19 protein-coding genes and 1 pseudogene are annotated in these 21,258 nt (G+C 68.0%); 13 read left to right on the top strand and 7 right to left on the bottom strand.

Translation table 11 applies throughout. From position 1 onward, the window contains the following. Positions 1–38: 38 nt before the first annotated feature. The 6 genes and pseudogenes from ABIC25_RS24540 to groL form a co-directional block, all read right to left on the bottom strand. Positions 39–416: an MSMEG_6728 family protein gene (locus ABIC25_RS24540; protein WP_354563557.1), complete on the bottom strand. Its 378-nt coding sequence runs from the start codon at positions 414–416 to the stop codon at positions 39–41. A gap of 37 nt (positions 417–453) precedes the next feature. Next, positions 454–1,796: pseudogene (locus ABIC25_RS24535) on the bottom strand (HNH endonuclease signature motif containing protein). Between the two features lie 375 nt (positions 1,797–2,171). Further along, a complete protein-coding gene (locus ABIC25_RS24530) occupies positions 2,172–2,831 on the bottom strand; it encodes a DsbA family oxidoreductase (protein WP_354563555.1) in 660 nt (219 codons plus the stop codon). 108 nt (positions 2,832–2,939) lie between these two features. Further along, on the bottom strand, positions 2,940–4,538 hold the full coding sequence (locus ABIC25_RS24525) for an HNH endonuclease signature motif containing protein (protein WP_354563553.1): 1,599 nt from the start codon (positions 4,536–4,538) through the stop codon (positions 2,940–2,942). A 1,199-nt stretch (positions 4,539–5,737) separates the two neighbouring features. Further along, the gene (locus ABIC25_RS24520) at positions 5,738–6,238 is read right to left on the bottom strand and encodes a hypothetical protein (RefSeq protein WP_354563552.1); all 501 of its coding nucleotides are present in this window, start codon (positions 6,236–6,238) and stop codon (positions 5,738–5,740) included. Between the two features lie 153 nt (positions 6,239–6,391). After that, entirely contained in the window at positions 6,392–8,017 is a 1,626-nt protein-coding gene (gene groL, locus ABIC25_RS24515; RefSeq protein ID WP_004022854.1) for a chaperonin GroEL, read from the bottom strand. A gap of 231 nt (positions 8,018–8,248) precedes the next feature. Between groL and ABIC25_RS24510 the strand changes: the two genes are divergently transcribed. From ABIC25_RS24510 to ABIC25_RS24485, 6 genes are all read left to right on the top strand, one after another. Further along, the gene (locus tag ABIC25_RS24510) at positions 8,249–9,145 is read left to right on the top strand and encodes a TIGR03621 family F420-dependent LLM class oxidoreductase (RefSeq protein ID WP_354563550.1); all 897 of its coding nucleotides are present in this window, start codon (positions 8,249–8,251) and stop codon (positions 9,143–9,145) included. Positions 9,146–9,227: 82 nt separating this feature from the next. Continuing rightward, positions 9,228–9,863 carry a DUF4178 domain-containing protein gene (locus ABIC25_RS24505; protein ID WP_354563549.1) on the top strand — a complete coding sequence of 212 codons (636 nt, stop codon included), beginning with the start codon at positions 9,228–9,230 and terminating at the stop codon, positions 9,861–9,863. Positions 9,864–9,921: 58 nt separating this feature from the next. Next, entirely contained in the window at positions 9,922–10,470 is a 549-nt protein-coding gene (locus ABIC25_RS24500; protein ID WP_354563547.1) for a DUF2617 family protein, read from the top strand. Further along, positions 10,467–11,000, top strand: a complete 534-nt coding sequence (locus ABIC25_RS24495; RefSeq protein WP_239403424.1) for a DUF4247 domain-containing protein — start codon at positions 10,467–10,469, stop codon at positions 10,998–11,000. The genes ABIC25_RS24500 and ABIC25_RS24495 overlap by 4 nt, the downstream gene beginning before the upstream one ends. A 57-nt stretch (positions 11,001–11,057) precedes the next feature. Next, positions 11,058–11,483 (top strand): DUF350 domain-containing protein, encoded by a 426-nt coding sequence (locus tag ABIC25_RS24490; RefSeq protein WP_004022849.1) that lies wholly within the window; start codon positions 11,058–11,060, stop codon positions 11,481–11,483. Between the two features lie 67 nt (positions 11,484–11,550). Further along, complete coding sequence (locus tag ABIC25_RS24485; RefSeq protein ID WP_354563558.1) at positions 11,551–13,113, top strand: polyamine aminopropyltransferase; 1,563 nt, start codon at positions 11,551–11,553, stop codon at positions 13,111–13,113. On the opposite strand, the gene ABIC25_RS24480 is transcribed toward ABIC25_RS24485, so the two are convergent. Next, positions 13,107–14,057: an SDR family NAD(P)-dependent oxidoreductase gene (locus ABIC25_RS24480; protein ID WP_101823008.1), complete on the bottom strand. Its 951-nt coding sequence runs from the start codon at positions 14,055–14,057 to the stop codon at positions 13,107–13,109. The two genes, ABIC25_RS24485 and ABIC25_RS24480, sit on opposite strands and share 7 nt — an antisense overlap. Positions 14,058–14,138: 81 nt before the next feature. Here ABIC25_RS24480 and ABIC25_RS24475 point away from each other — a divergent pair, with 81 nt between their 5' ends. The 7 genes from ABIC25_RS24475 to ABIC25_RS24445 all read left to right on the top strand — a co-directional run bounded on the left by ABIC25_RS24475 (position 14,139) and on the right by ABIC25_RS24445 (position 21,119). Next, a complete protein-coding gene (locus tag ABIC25_RS24475; RefSeq protein ID WP_354563545.1) occupies positions 14,139–14,732 on the top strand; it encodes a TetR/AcrR family transcriptional regulator in 594 nt (197 codons plus the stop codon). Further along, complete coding sequence (locus tag ABIC25_RS24470) at positions 14,725–15,915, top strand: sensor histidine kinase (protein WP_354563544.1); 1,191 nt, start codon at positions 14,725–14,727, stop codon at positions 15,913–15,915. The genes ABIC25_RS24475 and ABIC25_RS24470 overlap by 8 nt, the downstream gene beginning before the upstream one ends. An 80-nt stretch (positions 15,916–15,995) precedes the next feature. Beyond that, on the top strand, positions 15,996–16,811 hold the full coding sequence (locus ABIC25_RS24465; protein WP_101823014.1) for a LytR/AlgR family response regulator transcription factor: 816 nt from the start codon (positions 15,996–15,998) through the stop codon (positions 16,809–16,811). After that, positions 16,804–17,193: a hypothetical protein gene (locus ABIC25_RS24460; protein ID WP_354563543.1), complete on the top strand. Its 390-nt coding sequence runs from the start codon at positions 16,804–16,806 to the stop codon at positions 17,191–17,193. Before ABIC25_RS24465 ends, ABIC25_RS24460 begins: the two co-directional genes overlap by 8 nt. Beyond that, positions 17,190–18,956 carry a sodium/solute symporter gene (locus ABIC25_RS24455; protein ID WP_354563542.1) on the top strand — a complete coding sequence of 589 codons (1,767 nt, stop codon included), beginning with the start codon at positions 17,190–17,192 and terminating at the stop codon, positions 18,954–18,956. Before ABIC25_RS24460 ends, ABIC25_RS24455 begins: the two co-directional genes overlap by 4 nt. Before the next feature lie 157 nt (positions 18,957–19,113). Then, positions 19,114–19,470 (top strand): DUF485 domain-containing protein, encoded by a 357-nt coding sequence (locus ABIC25_RS24450; RefSeq protein WP_033206154.1) that lies wholly within the window; start codon positions 19,114–19,116, stop codon positions 19,468–19,470. Then, the gene (locus tag ABIC25_RS24445) at positions 19,467–21,119 is read left to right on the top strand and encodes a monocarboxylic acid transporter (protein ID WP_239403426.1); all 1,653 of its coding nucleotides are present in this window, start codon (positions 19,467–19,469) and stop codon (positions 21,117–21,119) included. Before ABIC25_RS24450 ends, ABIC25_RS24445 begins: the two co-directional genes overlap by 4 nt. Positions 21,120–21,258 lie beyond the last annotated feature (139 nt).

Below are 21,258 nucleotides of genomic sequence, written 5' to 3'. Positions count from 1 at the left end.
GTTCCTAGACAGCTCCACACCTCACTCGGAGGTCTTCCCTATGTCACGCCGACTCGCCGAACGCCGTACCTAACGTCCCGGGTCAGTACACCTAGCCACGCGGGCATCAGGCCCTGCGCGGCCAGCTCGGACTGGGCCCGGCCCACCACGTCGGGCGCGAACTCGGCGATCATCGGCGCGGTGCTGTCCGCACGTCCTTCGCCGGTCCACACATCGACGAACGCGAGCCCGTACGCGACCAGCGCCGGGGTGTGCCCGCGCCACATCGTGACCGCGGGATGGCTGGACCAGCCGTAGTCGAACAATTCGAGCGCCCGCAGGATCTGCAACGTCTCCACCCGCTGCTTGCCGAGCCGCGCGGGGTCGAGGACCTCCGCGGAGCGTCGGAAATCCGGGTAGGGCAGGAACGTCTGCATGGCGTTTGTGTACCCACTGCAACCGGGCACTCACACGTCAACGTGCCGGGGGGGCTACCCACACACCGTTCAGAAAGGCGGTGGGTTGGCGGCGTTCCACGCGTCGCTCTCTCGACGGTGGGTGGTGGTGCGGGCGGTTCGCTGGCCAGCGAGCGTGCTGCGTGCCTGGATGATCGGGTGGGCGCCCGGGGACGAGGTATCCGAACAGATCGCGGCCGTTGAACGCGTTGCCGACGAAGGTGTGTCCGGTCGGGGACTGGAACCAGGCGGTCAAGTAGTCGTCCTGGTAGTCGCGCCACATGCCGAAGGTCTTGATCCGATGGTGAAACCGGCACATCGGCTTGAGGTTGTGGTGCGCGGTGGCACCACCGGTCGACGGCGAGCCGTGGTCGAACGGGATGGTGTGGTCGAGATCGGTGGTCCACACCGGCTGGTTGCATCCGGGGAACGTGCAGCACAGTTCGCCGCATCGCACCAGCGTGTGGAGTTTGCGGCTCGGGGCGTAGCGGGACCCGACATCGGCAGTGGGATCGGAGGCGTGGCCGGCTGGTCGGGTACGGCCGGTGGTGACAAAGGAGCGTTGCGCGTCGACGAGGAGCGAGCGCATGCTGTCGGCGTCGATCAGTCCGTGGCCGTCGAGGAAGCCGGGGTCGTCGTCGAGGCCGAGCAACGTCGACAGGTTCACCACGATGTGGAACATGGGCACCGGCCGGTGCGGTCCGGTGGCGGTCGGTTGGGCCGGTTCGGGTGCCGGGGCCGATTCGGGTGCTTCCGCAAGGGGGTCGTCGGCTTCGACTGTTGGCGAGCCGCTGTCCAACTCGGTGTTGGTGTCGTCGAGGTCGGCTACTGGTTGGGGTGCGCATCGTGGGCAGCGGCAAGCCAGGGTGTCGAGGTGGGCGGCGAGGGCGATCATCGCGTCAGCGCGTCGTTGTTGCTTGTTGCGGGGGTCGTCGGGGTGTACGGAGGCGGCCATCGCGTTGAGTTGCGCGTTGAGTTCGGCGGCGTCGGTGACCGGGAGGGTGCCGGTGATGCGGGATTGGCCGGGGTGGAACCGGTCGGGCCCGATGGTGACGTTGCGGTCGGCGTCGGCGCGTCCACGGCGGTGGCGCACTGCGTCGGGAGCAAGCCTCGCAACGATGGCGTCGACCAGGGCGGTGAACTGGGTTGTCGACATCGGTGGGCGGGCCAGGATCGCCTCGGCGAGATGGGCATCGACGACCTGCTGTCGGCGTCGGGCACGTAGTCGGTGCGTTTCATGGCGATGGTGAAACGTCGCTGGTCGATCCGTCCGCACGCGAGGGTGTTACCGGTCAACATGAGTCGGTAGCGCAAGACATCGCCGGTGCGGATGAGGTCACGGGCTTCGGCGGCGGGAATCATCAGTGCCGCACCGAGTTCGGCGGCGGCTTGGTCGACACCATCGGGCCCGTACTCGACGGAGGGGTCGATCCCGGCGGCGGCCTCGGCCGCGCGTCGATACAGTTCGTCTGCCGAGGAGGCTCGCCCGTCGCGGTGCTCGGTGCGGCGCAGCTGGTAGTCGAGCTCGCGTTCCTCGTGAAGCAGGCTTGCCGCAGTGAGGAGTCGGTAGGAGGCGGCGGAGGTGATCGACGCGCAGTGGGTGATGACGTCGACGATTCCGAGACTCACTCCAGCACAGGCTCCGACGGTTCGGTTGCGGCCTCCGGCAGCGCGCACACACCATCGACGCAGACGGCCGCGTCAGCGTCCCCGACCATCTCGAAAGGCACGAGCGGTTCAGACACGATCGCCCGCCTCGGCGCGTACCTTGTCGAGAGCTTGCGTGAAGATCTCCGGCGCCTGCGCCCCGGAGACTCCGTACTTGCCGTTGATCACGAAGAAGGGCACTCCGCTGATTCCGTACGCGCGCGCCTGGTCGATGTCGGCCGCGACGGCCGGCGCGTAAGCGCCCGAGTCCAGCGCTGCGATGACCTCGTCGCGATCGAGGCCGATATCCGCGGCCAGATCAGCGAGTTCGTCGGGACGGCCGACGTGACGACCCTCCTCGAAGTAGGCCTTGAACAACCGCTCCACCAGATCGAGTTGTCGGCCACGCTCTTTCGCGAAGTGCAGCGCCTCATGCGCCTTCAGGGTCTTGGTGTGCTGGAGGCTGTCGAAGTCGTAGTCGAGACCCACCTCGGCGGCGATCCCGGTCACCTGCTCGAGCATGCCCTCGACCTGCTGGGCAGGCATCCCCTTGTGCCGGACCAGGAAGTCCACCTCGGACCCGTCGAAGTCGACCGGCGTGTCGGGCGCGAGCTCGAAGCTGTGATACGTCACCTCGACGTGGTCACGCCCGGCGAACTCGGCGAGACCCGCCTCGAACTTGCGCTTGCCGATGTAGCACCACGGGCAGGCGATGTCGGACCAGATGTCGACGGTGATGGGAGCACTCATGGCCGTCTCAACATCGCCGTGACGGAAATCGTTCCCCACGGCGCCGAGCGCCTGTCCAGCGGCCGGGGCTACTGAATCGTCGACTCACCCACCCTGCTTCACAGGTGTTCAGAAGGGTGGTGGGTTGGCGGTGTCCCACGCGTCGAGTTCACGACGGCGGGTGGTGGTGCGGGTGTCTCGCTGTTCGGCGAGGTGGCTGCGGGCCGGGTGGTCCGGTGGTTGCCTGGGGACGAGGTAACCGAACAGATCGCGGCCGTTGAAGGCGTTGCCGACGAAGGTGTGTCCGGTGGGGGATCGGAACCATGCGGTGCAGTACTCGTCCTGGTAGTCCCGCCACATCCCGAACGTCTTGATCCGGTGATGGAAACGACACAGCGGCTTGAGGTTCCGTTGTGTGGTGGCACCACCAGTGGTGGGTGTGTGGTGGTCGAACGGGATGGTGTGGTCGAGGTCTGCCTCCCACACCGGTTGCGTACACCCGGGAAAGGTGCAGCACAGTTCTCCGCACCGCACCAGGGTCTGGAGTTTGCGACTCGGGGTGTAGCGGGATTCGGCTGGCTGCTGCGGCTGACCGGTGATGAAGGACCGGCGGGCACCGTCGACCAGCGATCGCATGGTGTCGGCGTCGAGCAGCCCGTGGCCGTCGAGGAACCCCGGGTCCTGATCGAGGCCGAGCAGCGTCGACAGGTTAACCACGATGTGGAAGGTCGGTGCCGGGGCGTGGCCGGTGACCGCCGACGGTGTGGCCGAATCCGCCGACGCCGCGGTCGTGTCAGCGCCGTCGGTTGGGGTGGTGTCGTCGTCGAGGTCGACCGGTTCGGGTGGAGGTGCGCAGTGTGGGCAGCGGCAGGCCAGCACGTCGAGGTGTGCGGCCAACGCGAGCAGTGCGTCGATGCGTCGTTGCCGTTTGGTGCGTGGGTCGTGAGGGTGCACGGAGGCGGCCATCGCGTTGAGTTGGGCATCGAGGGTGGCGGCGTCGGTGACGGGCAGGCTGCCGCTGATGCGGGACTGGCCCGGACCGAACCGGTCGGGTCCGATGGTGATGTGGCGGTCGTCGCCGGCGCGTTCGCGGCGGCGGCGCACCGCATCCGGTGCGTGTGTGGCGACGATCGCATCGACCATGGTGGTGAACTGGGTCGTCGACATCGGTGGGCGCGCGAGAATCGCTTCGGCCAGATGGGCATCGACGGCCTGCATGTCGGCGTCGGACACGAAGTCGGTGCGCTTGACCGCGATCTCGAACCGCTTCTGGTCGATCCGGCCACACGCCAGGGTGCTACCGGTCAGCATCAACCGGTACCGCAGGACGTCACCTGTACGGATGAGGTCGCGGGCCTGTGCCGCGGTGATCATCAGGGCTGCACCGAGTTCGGCGGTGGCCTGATCGAACCCGTCGGGACCGAACTGCGCGTAGGGGTCGATACCGGCGGCGGCGTCGGCGGCTCGGCGGTGGAGGTCGTCTTCGGAGAAGACCTGTCCGTCATGGTGTTCGGTGCGGCGGAGGTGGTAGTCGAGTTCGCGCTCCTCGTGCAGCAGACTCGCCGCGGTCAGGAGCCGATACGACGCTGCGGAGGTGATCGACGCGCAGTGGGTGATCACATCGACGAGCTCGGTGGCGGACAACTCGTTGTCGACAACCACTGCAGGCAACGACGATTCGACCCCGGACTCCTCACCCGAGATATCTGCGCCGCCCCCGAACTCCATAGATCAAACATACGTGCGACCACCGACAAGAATTGCCGACCGTCACTCGGCCGGACCACCCCGGCGGCGATGCCTGGGTGGGACGCTGATCACCGTCACGGGCAGCGTGGCGACCCTCCGATTCCAGGGTAAGCAGAACGCAGCGCTCAGCGCTGACGAGCCGAAGCACTTCCGATCGCGACTGTGGTGTCATTGATCAGTGGAACTGCGACCGTGCGAAACTCCTCGAGCAGCGGCCTGGATCGTAAACTCCCAGGAGCCGTGGCAGGATTTGACCGCTTTCGCCACTCCAGGGTTCGAGGCCTACGCGCGATTGCGGTTCATGCCCGACCCCGACGGACAAGACTTCGCCGCGGGTCCGGACGATCCCACGGATCAGGCCAAAGTTGGTCGTCTCTGCGAGTTGTTGCACTCTGCGACCGGCACTCCGGACGACTGTTACTTCGCAATCTGGGAGGGATGGCCTGATACCTCAACGGTTATGCGCCGGAGCGCCCGAATGATCATCCCCAACCGGTCCTACTACCTCCTGCACGGCCCGCTATCCGACTTCGGACGCTGGGGCGTGCGAGAGACGGGGCACAACCCGGCATCGTTTGTGTGGCCAGCCGATCACGCGTGGTGCATCGCCTCCGACGTTGACGCCCACTGGGCGGGCATCGGTGCGAATGCGGAGACCATCGCAGACCTACTGACCCACACAGACCTCGACATCGTTACCGCTGACCCCGATTCAGGTGCGCCCGCCGAGTACGCCGCGCCCACTCGATACTTCACTCGGCCGGACGACCACAAGTGGTGTAACACCCTGCGAGTCAACAGTTTCGAAGACACAGGTCTATTCTTATGAACAGTCGGGTGGTGGTGCAGGTGGGTAACGAGGAAATTTTCCGAGTCGAGCTTCGAACTGACCTGAGAGGGCCGGAGCTCAGCGACGCGATCCGTCGAGCTGTTTTGCAGCAAGCCGGTGACGCAGGGGCGGTCTCCATCGGTGACATGTTTGTGACAGGCAGCATCCTCCTTGACGAGGATACGATTCAGCACTCCGTCCGGGTTCGCCTCTTCTTCGGAGGGCCACACGCACGTCGACGCCGCTGAACACTTCGCACCGCGACGGAACCTATCGGCCGATCTGATCGCACCGGCCCAACGGGCCAGGTCGCGCACCGAGCAGGGGCGCATCGCCCCTGTCCGAAAGCTCACCCCCGAGGCTCATCTCGCACCCCGGGCGCGATGGCGCGCATCCACACCTCGCGGATCGCCACACCGATGAGAATCAACACGAGGGAAACGGTGCCGTGTGGGTAGACCTCATCGACCGCGCCGGGGGTTGCGAGCACAAAGAGGCCCAGCGCTACGAAAGGCGCTGCGACCGTGATGATGCCGGCGATGAGGCGACGGGCTGCGAGCGCATCGACGATAGCGGCGATCACGACCGCCACGAATGCGGCGAGCGCGTATACGGCCGGATCCTGCCACCACTCCGGGCCAGACGACCTCATGAGATCGACATAGCCTGCGACGGTGGTGGGAGTGTAGATCGTCCAACCGTAAGACCTGCCTACGAAAGAAGCGTCGACCGCGACATACTCCGTCATCCACCAGGTGATTCCGCCTGCAAACAGCGCGGCGACAACGAACACCCACCACATGACGTGACCGACAGTCCTGGCGGTGAACAACACACGCTTTCGTGTCATGGCTGCAACTATGCGGCAGATTCTGCGTCGTAGCGCGTTTCACAACGCCGAAGGCCGGCCACCCGTGCGGGTGACCGGCCTTCGGTTGTTGCTGCGTGAGCAGACGCGGGGATCTGATCAGGAGATCAGAAGCTCATCCCTGACGGAGTCAGGTCAGAATCCCATCCCGCCCATCTCGTCGCCGCCCGGCATGGCCGGGGCAGCGTTCTTCTCGGGCTTGTCGGCGACGACGGCCTCGGTGGTGAGGAACAGAGCCGCGATCGAGGCTGCGTTCTGCAGCGCCGAGCGGGTGACCTTCACCGGGTCGTTGATGCCGGCCTTGAGGAGGTCCTCGTACACACCGGTGGCGGCGTTGAGGCCGGTGCCGGTGGGCGAGTTCAGGACCTTGTCGGCGACGACGCCCGGCTCGAGCCCGGCGTTGATCGCGATCTGCTTGGCCGGAGCCGACAGCGCGACCTTGACGATGTTGGCGCCGGTGGCCTCGTCACCCTCGAGCGAGAGTGCGTCGATGGCCGGCTCCGACTGCAGCAGGGCCACGCCACCGCCGGCGACGATGCCCTCTTCGACAGCAGCCTTCGCGTTGCGGACGGCGTCCTCGATGCGGTGCTTGCGCTCCTTGAGCTCGACCTCGGTGGCCGCGCCCGCCTTGATGACCGCAACACCGCCGGCCAGCTTGGCCAGACGCTCCTGCAGCTTCTCACGGTCGTAGTCGGAGTCGCTGTTCTCGATCTCGCCGCGGATCTGGGCCACGCGACCGGCGATGGCGTCGGGATCGCCCGAGCCCTCGACGATGGTGGTCTCGTCCTTGGTCACGACGACCTTGCGTGCGGTACCGAGCAGCTCGACGCCCGCACCCTCGAGCGAGAGGCCGACCTCTTCGCTGATGACCTCGCCACCGGTGAGGATGGCGATGTCGGCCAGCATGGCCTTGCGGCGGTCACCGAAGCCCGGGGCCTTGACGGCGACGGACTTGAAGGTGCCCTTGAGCTTGTTGACGACGAGGGTCGACAGGGCTTCGCCCTCGACGTCCTCGGCGATGATCAGCAGTGGCTTGCCGGCCTGGATGACCTTCTCCAGCAGCGGCAGCAGGTCCTTGATGGTCGAGACCTTGCCCGAGACCAGCAGGATGTACGGGTCGTCGAGGACGGCTTCCTGGCGGTCGGCGTCGGTGACGAAGTAGCCCGAGATGTAGCCCTTGTCGAAGCGCATGCCCTCGGTGAGCTCGAGCTGCAGGCCGAAGGTGTTGGACTCCTCGACCGTGATGACGCCTTCCTTGCCGACCTTGTCCATCGCCTCGGCGATGAGCTCGCCGATCGAGGGGTCGCCTGCCGAGATACCGGCGGTGGCAGCGATCTGCTCCTTGGTCTCGACCTCCTTGGCGCTCTTCAGCAGCGACTCGGTGACGGCCTCGACGGCCTTCTCGATGCCGCGCTTCAGACCCAGCGGGTTGGCGCCGGCAGCGACGTTGCGCAGACCCTCACGGACGAGAGCCTGGGCCAGAACGGTGGCGGTGGTGGTGCCGTCGCCCGCGACGTCGTCGGTCTTCTTGGCGACTTCCTTGACCAGCTCGGCGCCGATCTTCTCGTACGGGTCCTCCAGCTCGATCTCCTTGGCGATGGACACACCATCGTTGGTGATCGTGGGGGCGCCCCACTTCTTTTCCAGGACGACGTTGCGACCCTTGGGTCCCAACGTCACCTTGACGGCGTCGGCAAGGCTGTTGAGGCCCCGCTCGAGGCCGCGACGGGCCTCTTCGTCGAACGCAATTTGCTTGGCCATGGGTAAGTGATCCTCCGAAGGGGGTGACACTAGGTTCGTATGGCCGGAACTCGGTGCCCGCGACGGACGACCGGTGTGTCATTCGGTACCGGCCTCACCGTCCCGACCTGGCACTCACAGTCCGTGAGTGCCAACCTCGTTTTTAGCACTCGACCACTGCGAGTGCAAGGCTGCCGCCGGCGTCCGTTCGCCGGCATGGTCGAGCGCGGTACCCCTGGCTACGTTGGTGGCATGGCACTCGCGTCCAGGGCGTTCCGATTCGGCGTCAACATGCTCGCCGTCGACACCACTGCCTCATGGCGGTCTCGTGCACGTTCCGTCGAAGAGCTCGGATACGACGTCCTCCTAGTCCCCGACCATCTGGGCATCCCGAGCCCGTGGCCCGCGCTGGCGGTCGCGGCCACCGCGACCCAACGGCTGCGCGTGGGCCCGTTCGTCCTCAACGCCGCGTTCACCAATCCGGCGCTGCTCGCCCGCGACGTGGCCACCGTCGACCAACTGTCCGACGGCCGGGTGGAGCTCGGCCTCGGTACCGGGTACGTCCGGGCGGAGTTCGACGCAGCCGGGATCGAATTCCGGTCCGCGGGACGACGCGTCGACCATCTGGCGGCGACCGTCTCGCAGGTGACCGAACTCCTCGCCGACCGGGATCACCGGCCGCGTCCCGTGCAGCCGCGGGTACCGCTCCTGCTCGGCGGCAACGGCGACCGGGTGCTGCGGATGGCCGCCGAGCACGCGGACGTCGTCGGATTCACGGCGGCCCGCACGGGTCCCGACGGCGATCTGGAACCGCTGTCGGCAGCCGGCTTCGACGAACGGGTGGCGTTCGCCCGCGCCGCCGCAGGCGAACGCGCCCCGGACGTCGAATGGAATCTGCTGATGCAGATCGTCGAGGTGACCGACGACGCGACGGCGGTGGCCGAGGAGCTGATCACCCGACACGAGCTGTCGATGAGCGTCCAGGAATTCATCGAGCTGCCGTCGGTGCTGATCGGATCCGCCTCCGACATCGCCACGCGCCTCGTCGACCTCCGCGAGCGCACCGGGATCAGCTACCTCACCGTGCTCGAACCGGCTCTCGAGGCATTCGCCCCGGTGATCTCGCAACTGCGTGCCGCCGACTCGTGAGCGCCGGCCCCGCATCATTCAGCCCGCCGAACATCGTCGAACCCACCTGACGACGAGTCGCCGATCCGGATAGGGTCGTCGGGTGGAATTCCTGCTGATCATCATCGTGGCGCTGCTGGCGATCATCGCGGTGGTCGTCATCTTCAATTTCCTGGGCAACCGCAAGGCCCGGCAGGCCGAGCAGGACGCCCTGCGTGAGCGGACCTACCGGCCCGGCGACCCGTTTTCGTCGGCCGACGACGATTCCGTCTTCGGCGATCCCCGCGATCTGAAACCCGGCGACCTCGTCGAGCTGCGCGGTCAGACCTACGCGGTCCGCGGCACGCTGCGCCTGACCCAGGACGGCTACACCTGGACCGAGAACTTCCTGGACACCGGGGTCGGGTCGAAGGCCTGGATCTCGGTCGAGGACGATCCCGACCTCGAGGTGGTGCTGTGGCACGAGGTGCCCGGGGCGACCGTCACGCCGGGCGCCGACACCGTCGAACTCGAGGGTCGTCGATACCGGTCCGAGGAAGCGGGTTCCGCGCGCTTCACCTCCGCGGGCACCACCGGGGTCGCGGCGTCGGGCCGGATGGCCTACCACGATTACCAGGCCGGCCCCGACCGCCTGTCGTTCGAGGACTACGGCAGCGGCTGGGAGTGCGCTCGCGGCGAACTGCTGGCACGCGCGGACTACCGCATCTATCCCAGCAACCCGGCTCCGGAGACGCCCTGACGGCCCTCACCGCCGTCCACCCGACCCAGACGTCCTGAGCACGGAGATCGAAGCACGCATGACAGAGAACCTCGGACACCCCGGCGACCTTTCAGCCCAGCTGGCCGTCGCCTACGCCGACACCAGCGCGGCCCAGCTCGGATTCTCGCTGAGCGCCCCGTTGCAGGAACCCCTGGCCCAGGAGGACCGCGACATCGACGGCATCACCGTGTCGGTGCGCCTGCTCGGCGCGAGCCATCAGGTGCTCGTCGAAGACGGGGTGCAACGAATCTGTGAGACCGTCGCCTGCCTGCCGGAAGTGACCTCGGCGCTCCCGGAGAGTTTCCAGGAGAGCGGCTATTACTTCAGTTCCCGTGTGGAGTCCGTGAACCCCGACCAGCTCGCCGCCCTCGTCGAGCAACTGGCCGCTCGCGTCACCGAGCAGTCGGCGACCGGCCACCCGTGCGTGATGGGTCACTTCCCGGGCGAGCCGTATGCCGTCACCGCCATCGTCTCGGAGTCCACCGACGACGCCATCAGTTGGCACACCTGGCACACCTACCCGAAGGCCGCCGAGGTCGTCGTCACCTCCAGCAGGATCGACCGCGGCCCGGTGGCCCGCCCATGACCGGAGCGCCCCCGCCCGGCGGGCCGCCCGATCCGCGCCGACGGCTCAACAAGACCCGCAACATCATCATCGGCGTGATCGTCGTGCTCACCGTGTTCGCGCTCATCGGGGCGTGCACCGCGCGAGTCGCGCGCGGCGGCGGCATCGGCGGGTCGGCGCGCGACTACATCACGCAGAACTACGAGCGCGACACCGCCCTCGACGAGGGCGATGTCGACGCCTATGTCGCCGACGGAAGCCCCGCCGAGGTCGCGAACGAGATCCGCGACGCCGAACGTCCCAGCGACCAGCGGAGCGGCGCCTCGGGCACTGGCAACATCGCCGGCACCCAATTCCTGCAGTATCCCGACTATCTCGTCGGTCTGTTCCCGCTGGCCGCCGGGACCACCCGGGTGATGCTCAGCCGCGACTACCGGTCGGGTTACCACCACTACCACCCCTACGTCGGCGCCTTCTGGGTACCGACCCCGCGCTACGCGGGTAGCGGCAGCGGGAACCGCGGCGGCGGCAGTGGCGGTGGCGGCAAATGATCGTTGTCCGTCCGGAACTCCCCATCGAACTCGTCCGATCAACCAACGGAGAAGACCATGCTCGCTGATATCGCTGAGAACGCCTACGCTGCAGGCGCTTACGCCGGTGTCGGCGTGATCCTGATGATCATCTCGTTCGGCATCCTCGACCTCCTCACGCCGGGAAAGCTCCGTTCGCAGCTGTGGACCGACCGCAACCGCAACGCGGGAATCCTGGTGGGCTCCAACATGCTCGCCGTCGCCGTCATCGTCACCGCGGCCATCGTCGCGAGCGAGGGCCGACTCCTCGAGGGACTCGCCTACACCGCGGTGTACTCGGCCATCGGTCTCATCGTGATGGCGGTGACCTTCCTCGTCATCGACCTGCTGACCCCCGGAAATCTCGGCGAGTTGCTGGTCCATCCGGAGAGCCACCCGGCGGTCTGGGTGCAGGGCATCGCGCACATCGGGGTGTCGATCATCGTCGCCGCGTCCATCCTGTGACCGTGTCACCACAGTCCCCCGCTCGTCCGTGATCGACCACGACCCGACTCCGGACGGCCGCGGTCCGGTGGCGACCGACGCAGCACCGGACGCATTGGCACTGCGACCGAGGTTCGCCCGCGCCGGGCTGCTCGCCGTCGTCTTCGTCTGCGCCGCCTGCGGCCTGGTGTACGAGCTGGCCCTGGTCTCGCTCGGCTCGTTCCTGATCGGCAACACCGCGACACAGGCGTCGATCGTCCTCGCGGTGATGGTCTTCGCGATGGGGATCGGGTCGCTCGCCGCCAAACCGCTCCAGCCGCAATCCGTCACGGCCTTTGCGGTCATCGAACTGCTGCTCGCACTCATCGGCGGATTGTCGGTGATGTCGCTCTACGCCGCATTCGCGTACCTCGAGTTGTACACGCCCGCACTCGTTCTCGTGGCCTTCGTCCTCGGCCTGCTGATCGGCGCCGAGATCCCGCTGCTGATGGTCCTCCTGCAACGGATACGACGCCAGGAGGCCGGCTCGGCGGTGGCCGACATGTTCGCCGTCGACTACATCGGCGCACTCGTCGGCGGACTGTGTTTCCCGTTCCTGTTGCTGCCGTTCTTCGGCCAGTTGCGTGGGGCACTGGTGGTCGGACTCGTCAACGCCGCGGCCGGCTGCTTCCTCGTCTTCGTGGTCTTCCGGAAGTCGATGTCGCGCAGCCAGATGCTCGTCCTGTCCGCGTCGGCGATCGGGGTCGTCGCCGTCCTGGTCGCGGGGCTGATGCTGTCCGGTCGCTTCGAGGTCACCGCTCGCCAGGCGCTGTACCGAGACCCGATCGTGGCCGCCGAGCGCAGCGCGTACCAGGACATCGTCATCACCGAGAACCGCTTCGGGGCAGCGGCCGACACCCGGTTGTACCTGAACGGCGACCTGCAGTTCTCCTCGGTCGACGAGCACCGCTACCACGAGACCCTGGTCCATCCGGCGATGTCCGGCAAGCACGATTCCGTTCTGATCCTCGGTGGCGGTGACGGGCTCGCGTTGCGCGAGGTGCTCACCTATCCCGACGCGCGCGACGTCACGCTCGTCGAACTCGATCCGGAGATGATCCGACTGGCCCGGACCGACGAGCGTCTGACGAGGCTGAACCGGGGATCGATGACCGACCCACGAGCCCAGGTGATCGCCGCCGACGCCTTCTCCTGGCTACGTGGCACCGACCGCCGGTTCGACGTGATCATCGTCGACATGCCCGACCCCGACGACTCGGCCACCGCGAAGCTGTATTCCACCGAGTTCTACGCGATGGTCCGCGCTCATCTCGCCGAGACGGGCCGCACCGTCGTCCAGGCCGGCTCCCCCTACTTCGCACCGAAGTCGTTCTGGTGCGTGGCGTCGACCATGCGTGCGGCCGGACTGGACCCGACCCCGTACCACGTCGACGTCCCCGCCTTCGGGGACTGGGGTTTCCACCTGGCGGGTGTCGAGGGCCGGGTCACCCCGTCGGTGCGGGCGCCGGGACCGCTCCGGTTCCTCAGCCCTGAGCAGTTGGCTGCCGCAACGGTTTTCCCACTCGATCGGCAGCAGCTGGACCTGCCTCCGTCCACGCTCATGGACCCCCGGATCCTGCGGTACGCGCAAGGCGAGTGGGCGACCTACTGACGTCGGAGCGTACTCGAACGGAGGTGCTCGAGATGGGCCCACAGATCGCGCTCACGATCGGGGTCATGGCTCTCGGCGGATGACTCCGACACCCGCCCGCGGTCGAGGTAGGCGCCGGTGTTCGCCGATGGCACACCGAGAATTGCCTCGGCGAGCCGTCGGCCGGCCGTCGGCACCCGGTCGAACGGGCCGACCAGGGCCAGACCCGGCAGGACCCACCTGTTCGCGAACCGCTGCGGTGCGTTCGCCGCCCGGGCCAGGTCCGTACCGGGCACGTAACCCGGGTTGTAGGAGACGATCTCGACGCCGTCGGGGAGTCGGCGCGCCCACTCGTGAACGAGATGGATGGCCGCCAGTTTGCCCGTCGAGTACGCGGTGCGGCCGGCGGCCGGACTCGAAACCCCGAACGCACCGGGCCGGGACAGGCGTGCCGGGCTCGTCCACCGCGGCGCGGGGACCATTCCGAGGTTGTGCCGGAAATCGCCGAAGTGCGTGTCGCTCACCGTGATGGCGATTCGGGAACCGAGGGCCAGATGTCCGCTCAGCTCACCGATCAGCAGGTGATTCGCGAGGACGTTGACCGCGAAGGTCGCCTCCAGCCCATCCGCGGTGACGTGCTGGTCGTCGAGGTACTGGATGCCCGCGTTGCCCGCCAGCCCGCGCAACGGCGGCAGCGTCGCGTCGTCGAGCATCCGCCGGATCGTGGTCGCCGCGGCGACAGTGGCGGCCATGTCGGCGAGGTCGGCATCGACGACGTTCACGCGCTCGGCACCGGCACCGAAGCCGTCCACGAACCCCGCGGGTCCGCCCCCGCGCGCGATCACGACGAGATGACACGACGGATCGGTGGACACGACGTGCCTGGCAGCGACCAGGCCGAGGCCGCGGGTGGCACCCGTCATGACCAGCGTCCAGGCCGGGTTCGCAGTAGGCGATGGATTCATGTCGGCTCCCGCCTCATTCAGTTGACGTTGTCAACCCAGGAAACCGCATTCGGTTGACGGTGTCAACTGTAGGGTGGAGCGATGACCACCAGGGCGGAAAGCGCGGCACACACCCGCCAGGCGCTGCTGGCGGCGGCGTCGACACTCCTCGACCGCGGCGGACCCGACGCGGTGACTCTCCGCGAAGTCGGCAGCGGCGCAGGGGTTTCCCGCTCCGCCGCCTACCGTCACTTCGACGGAAAGGACGAGTTGTTGGCAGCAGTGGCCGCGGAGGCCTGGGCAGTCGTCGCGGACGGACTCGATGTCATCGCGACCGACCCGAACCTGCCGGCCGAGGACGCCGTGCGATCGGGGCTGCACGCACTGTCCGACCTCGGACTGGGTCGGCCGCACCTGTACCGGCTCATGTTCGCGACACCGGTGGGCGCGCCGGCGATCCCGGCCGCCGCGCGTGCGCAGGACCGCCTGGTGTTCCTCGTGAGCCGCATCGTCGGCGCCGACGCCGCGCGACACCACGCAGCCCTGCTGTTCGCGACCGCCCACGGCCTCACCGACCTGGACACCCACGGTCACCTGCCCCCCGACAAGTGGCACGCCGACCGACACACCCTGATCGATCTCGCCGTGTCGTCGTTGCCGCACACCGCGGACGCCGATCGGGGCGCCGATGTCTAGCGGCGTGACGATCGCTCTCGTCCTCCTCGGGGTGCTGGCATGTGCAGGCGTCGTGGTGCTGATCCGCACCCGGCGCGTCGTACGAACCCCGGCCGAGCGGGCGGTCCACCTGGCTCTGCACACCGCGTCCCTCGCCGCGCGCTCCCTGCGAACCGGACTGTCGGCGGAATCCGCACGTGAGGCATTGCCCCACCTGCACACACTCACCGCCGCCGAGGCGGTCGCCCTCTACGACGGAGAGCCGAGCCGCCTCGCCCATCTGCCCGAGGGCGACGACATCTGGGACCGCGAGATGCTCGCGCATGCCGACCGCGCGGCAGCCTCGGCGCTCGGCGACCTCCGGCGCGTACTGCTCACCGACCCCAGTGGAGCCGAGTCGCCGGTACGCGCGCTGGTGGCCCAGCCCCTCGTCGCCGACGACGTCGGGGTCGGGGTCCTGGTGGTCGCCACCACCCGACGGCCCGGCCCCGGAATGCTCGGCGCCATCGCCGAAGTCGCGCGGTACGCGTCGAGCCAGATCGAACTCGCCGACCTCGACGCCTCACGCGCACGGCTCAACCGCGCCGAGGTCCTCGCGCTCCGCGCGCAGATCAGTCCGCACTTCATCTACAACGCGCTCAACACCATCGCCTCGTTCGTGCGGACCGACCCCGACCGGGCGCGCGAACTCGTCCTCGACTTCGCCGACTTCACCCGGTACTCCTTCCGCGCGGCCGGTGAATACACGGTTCTCGCCGACGAACTGCGCAACATCGACCGCTACCTGACGCTCGAGCGCGCCCGCTTCGGCAACGCACTCGACGTCAGACTGCATGTCGCGCCCGAGGTCCTGAACGTCGTCGTGCCGTTCCTCGCCCTGCAACCGCTCGTCGAGAACGCCGTGCGACACGGCTTGGCGTCGAAGGGCGGCGGCACCATCACGATCGTCGCGGCCGACGAGGGCACCGACTGCGTCATCACCGTCGAGGACGACGGCGTGGGCATGGAACCCGAACTCCTGCGCACCGGCGCGCTGGACGCCCTCGATCACAGCGAGGGTGCCCACGTGGGCCTGACCAACGTCGACCATCGGCTCCGCGCCGCGTTCGGCAACGACTACGGGCTCGTCGTCGAGACGGCGGTCGGCGCCGGCACCAAGGTCGGGATGCGTGTCCCGAAGTTCCGCGCCGGCATCCGGGCGTGACAACGCACGGCACGGTTCCGGGGGGCGCCGGAGGACCGGGGCGGTAAACTGCGGTCTGTCGTCGAGGCGGGAGGTGTTCCATGACCGCACTGGTGGTGCTCGCGGTCGACGACGAACCACCAGCTCTCGACGAGCTCGGTTACCTGTTGAACCGGCAGGACGACGTCGCCGAGGTCCACTCGGCCTCCGACGCCACCGGCGCCCTCCGCGAACTCAACGAGCACCGCATCGACGCGATCTTCCTCGACATCAACATGCCGGGCCTCTCGGGACTCGAACTCGCCGGCGTGCTCGCGAAATACGCCTCGCCCCCGGCGATCGTGTTCGTCACCGCCCACGACGACCGGGCGGTCGACGCGTTCGAGGTCGGGGCCGTCGACTACCTGCTCAAACCCCTTCGCGAACAACGTCTCACCCAGGCGGTCGAGCGGGTCCGCGCCAGCCTCGACAGTCGGGAACGCGCGCCCGAACCCGCCCAGCCGGCGGCTCGTCCCGAGCGTCGCACCGGTACGGACGAGGTCATCCCGGTGGAGATGAGCGGCGTGACCTCGCTCGTCCGGCGCGACTCGATCTCCTGGGTCGAGGCCGTCGGCGACTACGCCCGCCTGCACGCCGACTCGGGCGCCCACCTCGTGCGCATCCCGTTGTCGACGCTCGAATCACGTTGGCAAGAAACCGGTTTCGCGCGCGTACATCGGTCCTACCTCGTCGCGCTGCCGATGGTGACCGGCCTGCGCAGCGTCGGCGGCGGCACCGTGGTGTGCGTGCGGGCCAACGGCGCCTCCGACGCCGTCGAACTACCCGTGAGCCGGCGTCAGGTCCGCGAACTGAAGGACCGTCTCATCCGGGACCCACTGCGCCAGTACCGTTCCCCCGCCGGCCGCGACGATGGCTGAACACCCACCCCAGCGGGAACGGGTCGTGCTCGCCTCACGCCGCGGGGCACGGATGGTGCGCACCCGCGTCGAGGTCCAGGAACAGACCGAGGTCGGCGACGCCCTCGTCCGGGGCCTCATGCGCGCCCAGCTCGGTCTCGGCCTCCGGCTCGGCGGCGCCCTGCTCGCCGTCGCCATGGCCATACCCGTTGCCGCCTGGCTGTTTCCGGGCATCGCCGACGCCGAGATCCTCGGTATCCGTCTGATCTGGCTGGTGCTGGGGCTCGTCGCCTTCCCGGTCCTCTACCTCGCCGGTCGGCTCTACGTCCATCTCGCCGAACAGGCCGAACGCGACTTCATGGGCCTCGTCGATGACGATGTGTCCGACGAAGGCGCGCCGTGACCACCGAGGTCCACGTCCTCACCGCGGTCGGGCTGTTCGCCGCCGCCATCGCCACGATCGTGGTCGGCGCCTGGGGCGGCCGGTTCTCGCGCACCACCTCCGACTTCCTGGTCGCCTCGCGGAGCGTCGGCTCGCGCTGGAACGCCGCCGCGGTCTCCGGCGAATACCTGTCAGCGGCATCGTTTCTCGGCGTGGCCGGGCTCATCGCGAAGTACGGCGCCGACGCCCTCTGGTATCCGGTCGGGTTCACCGCCGGGTACCTCGGGCTGTTGCTGTTCGTCGCTGCGCCGCTGCGTCGTTCCGGGGCCTACACCGTGCCCGACTTCGCCGAGTTCCGCCTGGCCTCCACCGCCGTCCGGAAGACCGCGATGCTGGTCGTGGTCGTCGTCTGCGTCCTCTACCTCATCCCCCAGTTCCAGGGCGCGGGACTCACCCTCAACATCCTGCTCGGCGCTCCCGTGTGGGCCGGGGTGGTGGGCGTCGGCCTCATCGTGATCGTGAACGTCGTCGGCGGCGGCATGCGGTCGATCACCTTCGTGCAGGCGTTCCAGTACTGGCTCAAACTGACCGCGATCGCGGTCCCCGCGCTCGTGCTGATCGGCGTCTTCGCCCAGGACCCCACCCCCGTCGGGGAGCCCGCGCCGCCCCGCATCACCACCGCGACCGCCGTCGACGTGACCACCGACGTGTCGGTCAGCGTCGCCGAGACCACCGGGGTCCGGGTCACCGGGACGCTGGACGGAGTCGTCGTCGACGACGCGCCGGTGGCCACCACCGGACCGCATGTGATCTCCGCGGGTTCCACGATCTTCCTCGACGCCGGCGCGGCCACCCCCGTCGTCGCGGGCGCACCGACGCAGAACGCGGACTGGATCGCACCGGGCGGCGGTTTCGGCGGCAGTCATCCCCTCTACCAGGTGCTGTCGCTGATCATCGCGACGTTCCTCGGCGTGATGGGTCTACCGCATGTCCTGGTGCGCTTCTACACCAATCCCGACGGGCGGTCGGCCCGGCGGACGGCACTGGCCGTCATCGCGTTGCTCTCGCTGTTCTATCTGTTCCCGATCCTGCTGGGGGTCTTCGCCCGGCTCTACGTCCCCGAACTGCTGATCACGGGTACCGCCGACGCGGCGGTCCTGCTGTTGCCGAGTGCCGCGGTCGGTGGGATCGCCGGCCAGATCCTGGCCGCGCTCGTCGCGGCGGGGGCGATCGCGGCGTTCCTCGCCACGTCGTCGGGACTTCTCGTGTCGGTCGCCGGTGCGCTCGCCACCGATCTGTTGCGCGGCCGCGTCCGCGATTTTCGGGTGGCCGCGGTCATCGGGGGACTCATCCCCATCGGCCTGTCCCTGGCGGCTGCCTCCCTGGAACTGTCCCGGACCGTCGGATTGGTGTTCGCGGTCGCCGCGTCGACACTGTGCCCCTTGCTGGTCCTGGGGATCTGGTGGCGCGGTCTGACGGCCGTCGGCGCCATCGCCGGACTCCTCGTCGGCGGCGCGGCGTCGGGGTCGGCGACGATGCTGGCGATCGCCGGGGTCGTCGACGACGACGTGCTGGGCGGGTGGCTCGCGGTGGTGATCGGCTATCCGGCCGCGATCACGGTGCCGCTCGCGTTCGGCACGATGGTGCTGGTCAGCCGGATGACCCGCCGTCGGATACCGGCCGATCTGGCCCGGACATTCGCACGGATGCATGTGCCGGAGCGCGTCGGGATGGGGCTGGACCGCACACCCGGACGGGTGGCGGATGACCGATCGGACAGGTGACCGCTCGCCGTTCGTCGGATCTCACCGACCGTCCGGCGCACGGACCGCGGGCTTTGGCGTGTGACCCACGCCACGTGATTGCCTGTGACCTGCACCTCATTCAGGCTGACTCTCGCAGAGCCATCACACATGTGGCCACGTCACCCTGGGAGGAACCGTGTCGACCGTCGACCAACCACCACCGGCGCCACACGCGCCGACCGGCGAAGAATTCATCGAGATGCAAGCCAGTCCGGAGTTCCAGGAGCTGCGGCGGACGCTGCGGAAGTTCGTCTTCCCGCTGACCGCGTTCTTCCTGATCTGGTACGCCCTCTACGTGCTGCTCGGCGCCTTCGCGCATGACTTCATGGCGACCCAGGTCTGGGGCAACATCAACCTCGGTCTGATCCTCGGTCTGTTGCAGTTCGTCAGCACCTTCGTCATCACCGGCATGTACGTACGCTTCGCCAATCGCAACCTCGACCCGAAGGCCGAGGCGATCCGCAACGAGATGGAAGGCGGACCCTCGCTGTGAACACCACTGTGCCCACCTCCGATGTGACCGTCCTCGCGGCGACCGTCGGCAGCCCCGTCGCCAACATCGCCATCTTCGCCGCCTTCGTCGCGGTCACGATGTTCGTGGTCATCAAGGCCAGCAAGAACAACAACACCGCCGCCGACTTCTTCACCGGCGGCCGCGGCTTCTCCGGACCCCAGAACGGCATCGCGATCGCCGGCGACTACCTGTCGGCGGCCAGCTTCCTCGGCATCGCGGGCGCCATCGCGGTCTACGGCTACGACGGCTTCCTCTACTCCATCGGATTCCTCGTCGCGTGGCTGGTCGCCCTGCTGCTGGTGGCCGAATTGTTGCGCAACACCGGCAAGTTCACGATGGCCGACGTCCTGAGCTTCCGCCTCAAGCAACGCCCGGTCCGTCTGGCCGCGGCGATCTCGACCCTCGCGGTGTCGCTGTTCTACCTGCTCGCCCAGATGGCCGGCGCCGGCGGCCTGGTCGCGCTGCTCCTCGACATCGAAGGACGCCTCGGCCAGTCCATCGTCATCGCCGTCGTCGGTGCGCTCATGATCGTCTACGTGCTCATCGGCGGCATGAAGGGCACCACCTGGGTGCAGATCATCAAGGCCGTCCTACTCATCGCGGGCGCCGGCATCATGACCTTCATCGTCCTGGCCAAGTTCGGCATGAACCTGTCGTCGATCCTCGGTGCGGCGCAGGACGCGGTCACCGATTCGACCAGCGAGAAGGTCGCCGCGCGTGACGTTCTCGCACCCGGTGCCCAGTACGGCGGATCGCTGACGAGCCAGATCAACTTCATCTCACTCGCCATCGCACTCGTCCTCGGCACCGCGGGCCTGCCCCACGTGCTGATGCGCTTCTACACCGTGCCGACCGCCAAGGAGGCTCGCAAGTCGGTGGTCTGGGCCATCGCCCTGATCGGCGCCTTCTACCTGTTCACCCTGGTGCTCGGTTACGGAGCGGCCGCCCTGGTCGGCCCGGACAAGATCCTCGACGCCGCGGGCGGACAGAACTCCGCCGCACCGCTGTTGGCGTTCGAGCTCGGCGGCGTCGTCCTCCTGGGCATCATCTCGGCGGTCGCCTTCGCGACGATCCTCGCCGTGGTCGCCGGCCTCGCCATCACCGCGTCGGCGTCCTTCGCCCATGACATCTACGCCTCGGTGATCAAGCGCAACAAGGCAAGTGAGGCCGACCAGGTCCGCGTCTCGCGGTACACGGTCGTCGTCCTCGGCATCGTCAGCATCGTCCTCGGCATCCTCGCCAACGGTCAGAACATCGCCTTCCTGGTGGCGCTGGCCTTCGCGATCGCCGCAGCCGCGAACCTGCCGACGATCGTCTACTCGCTCTACTGGAAGCGCTTCAACACCCGCGGCGCCCTGTGGAGCATGTACGGCGGCCTGATCTCCACGATCGTGCTGATCATCTTCTCCCCCGCCGTCTCCGGGTCGTCGACCGCCATGATCTCCGGCGCCGACTTCGCCTGGTTCCCGTTGGCCAACCCCGGCATCATCTCGATCCCGCTGGCCTTCGTCCTCGGCATCGTCGGCACGCTGACGACCCCGTCGGACAACGGCACCCCGGAACGCAACGCGGAGATGGAAGTTCGGTCCCTCACCGGCATCGGTGCCGAGAAGGCCGTGCAGCACTAGGCAATTCACAAATCCACCCCTTTTCCTTGAACCCACCGCCTCACGTGGACTGCTCCCCGGGAGTTGGACTGAAAATCAGTTTCGACTACCCGGGGAGAGTTGTATGCATCCACGTAGTTCGTTGTCGGTGGAGCAGCGT

Origin of the sequence: Gordonia sp. PvP123 (assembly GCF_040547295.1) — a bacterium.
Taxonomy (GTDB): domain Bacteria; phylum Actinomycetota; class Actinomycetes; order Mycobacteriales; family Mycobacteriaceae; genus Gordonia; species Gordonia terrae.
This window is presented reverse-complemented; position numbering and strand designations above follow the sequence as displayed.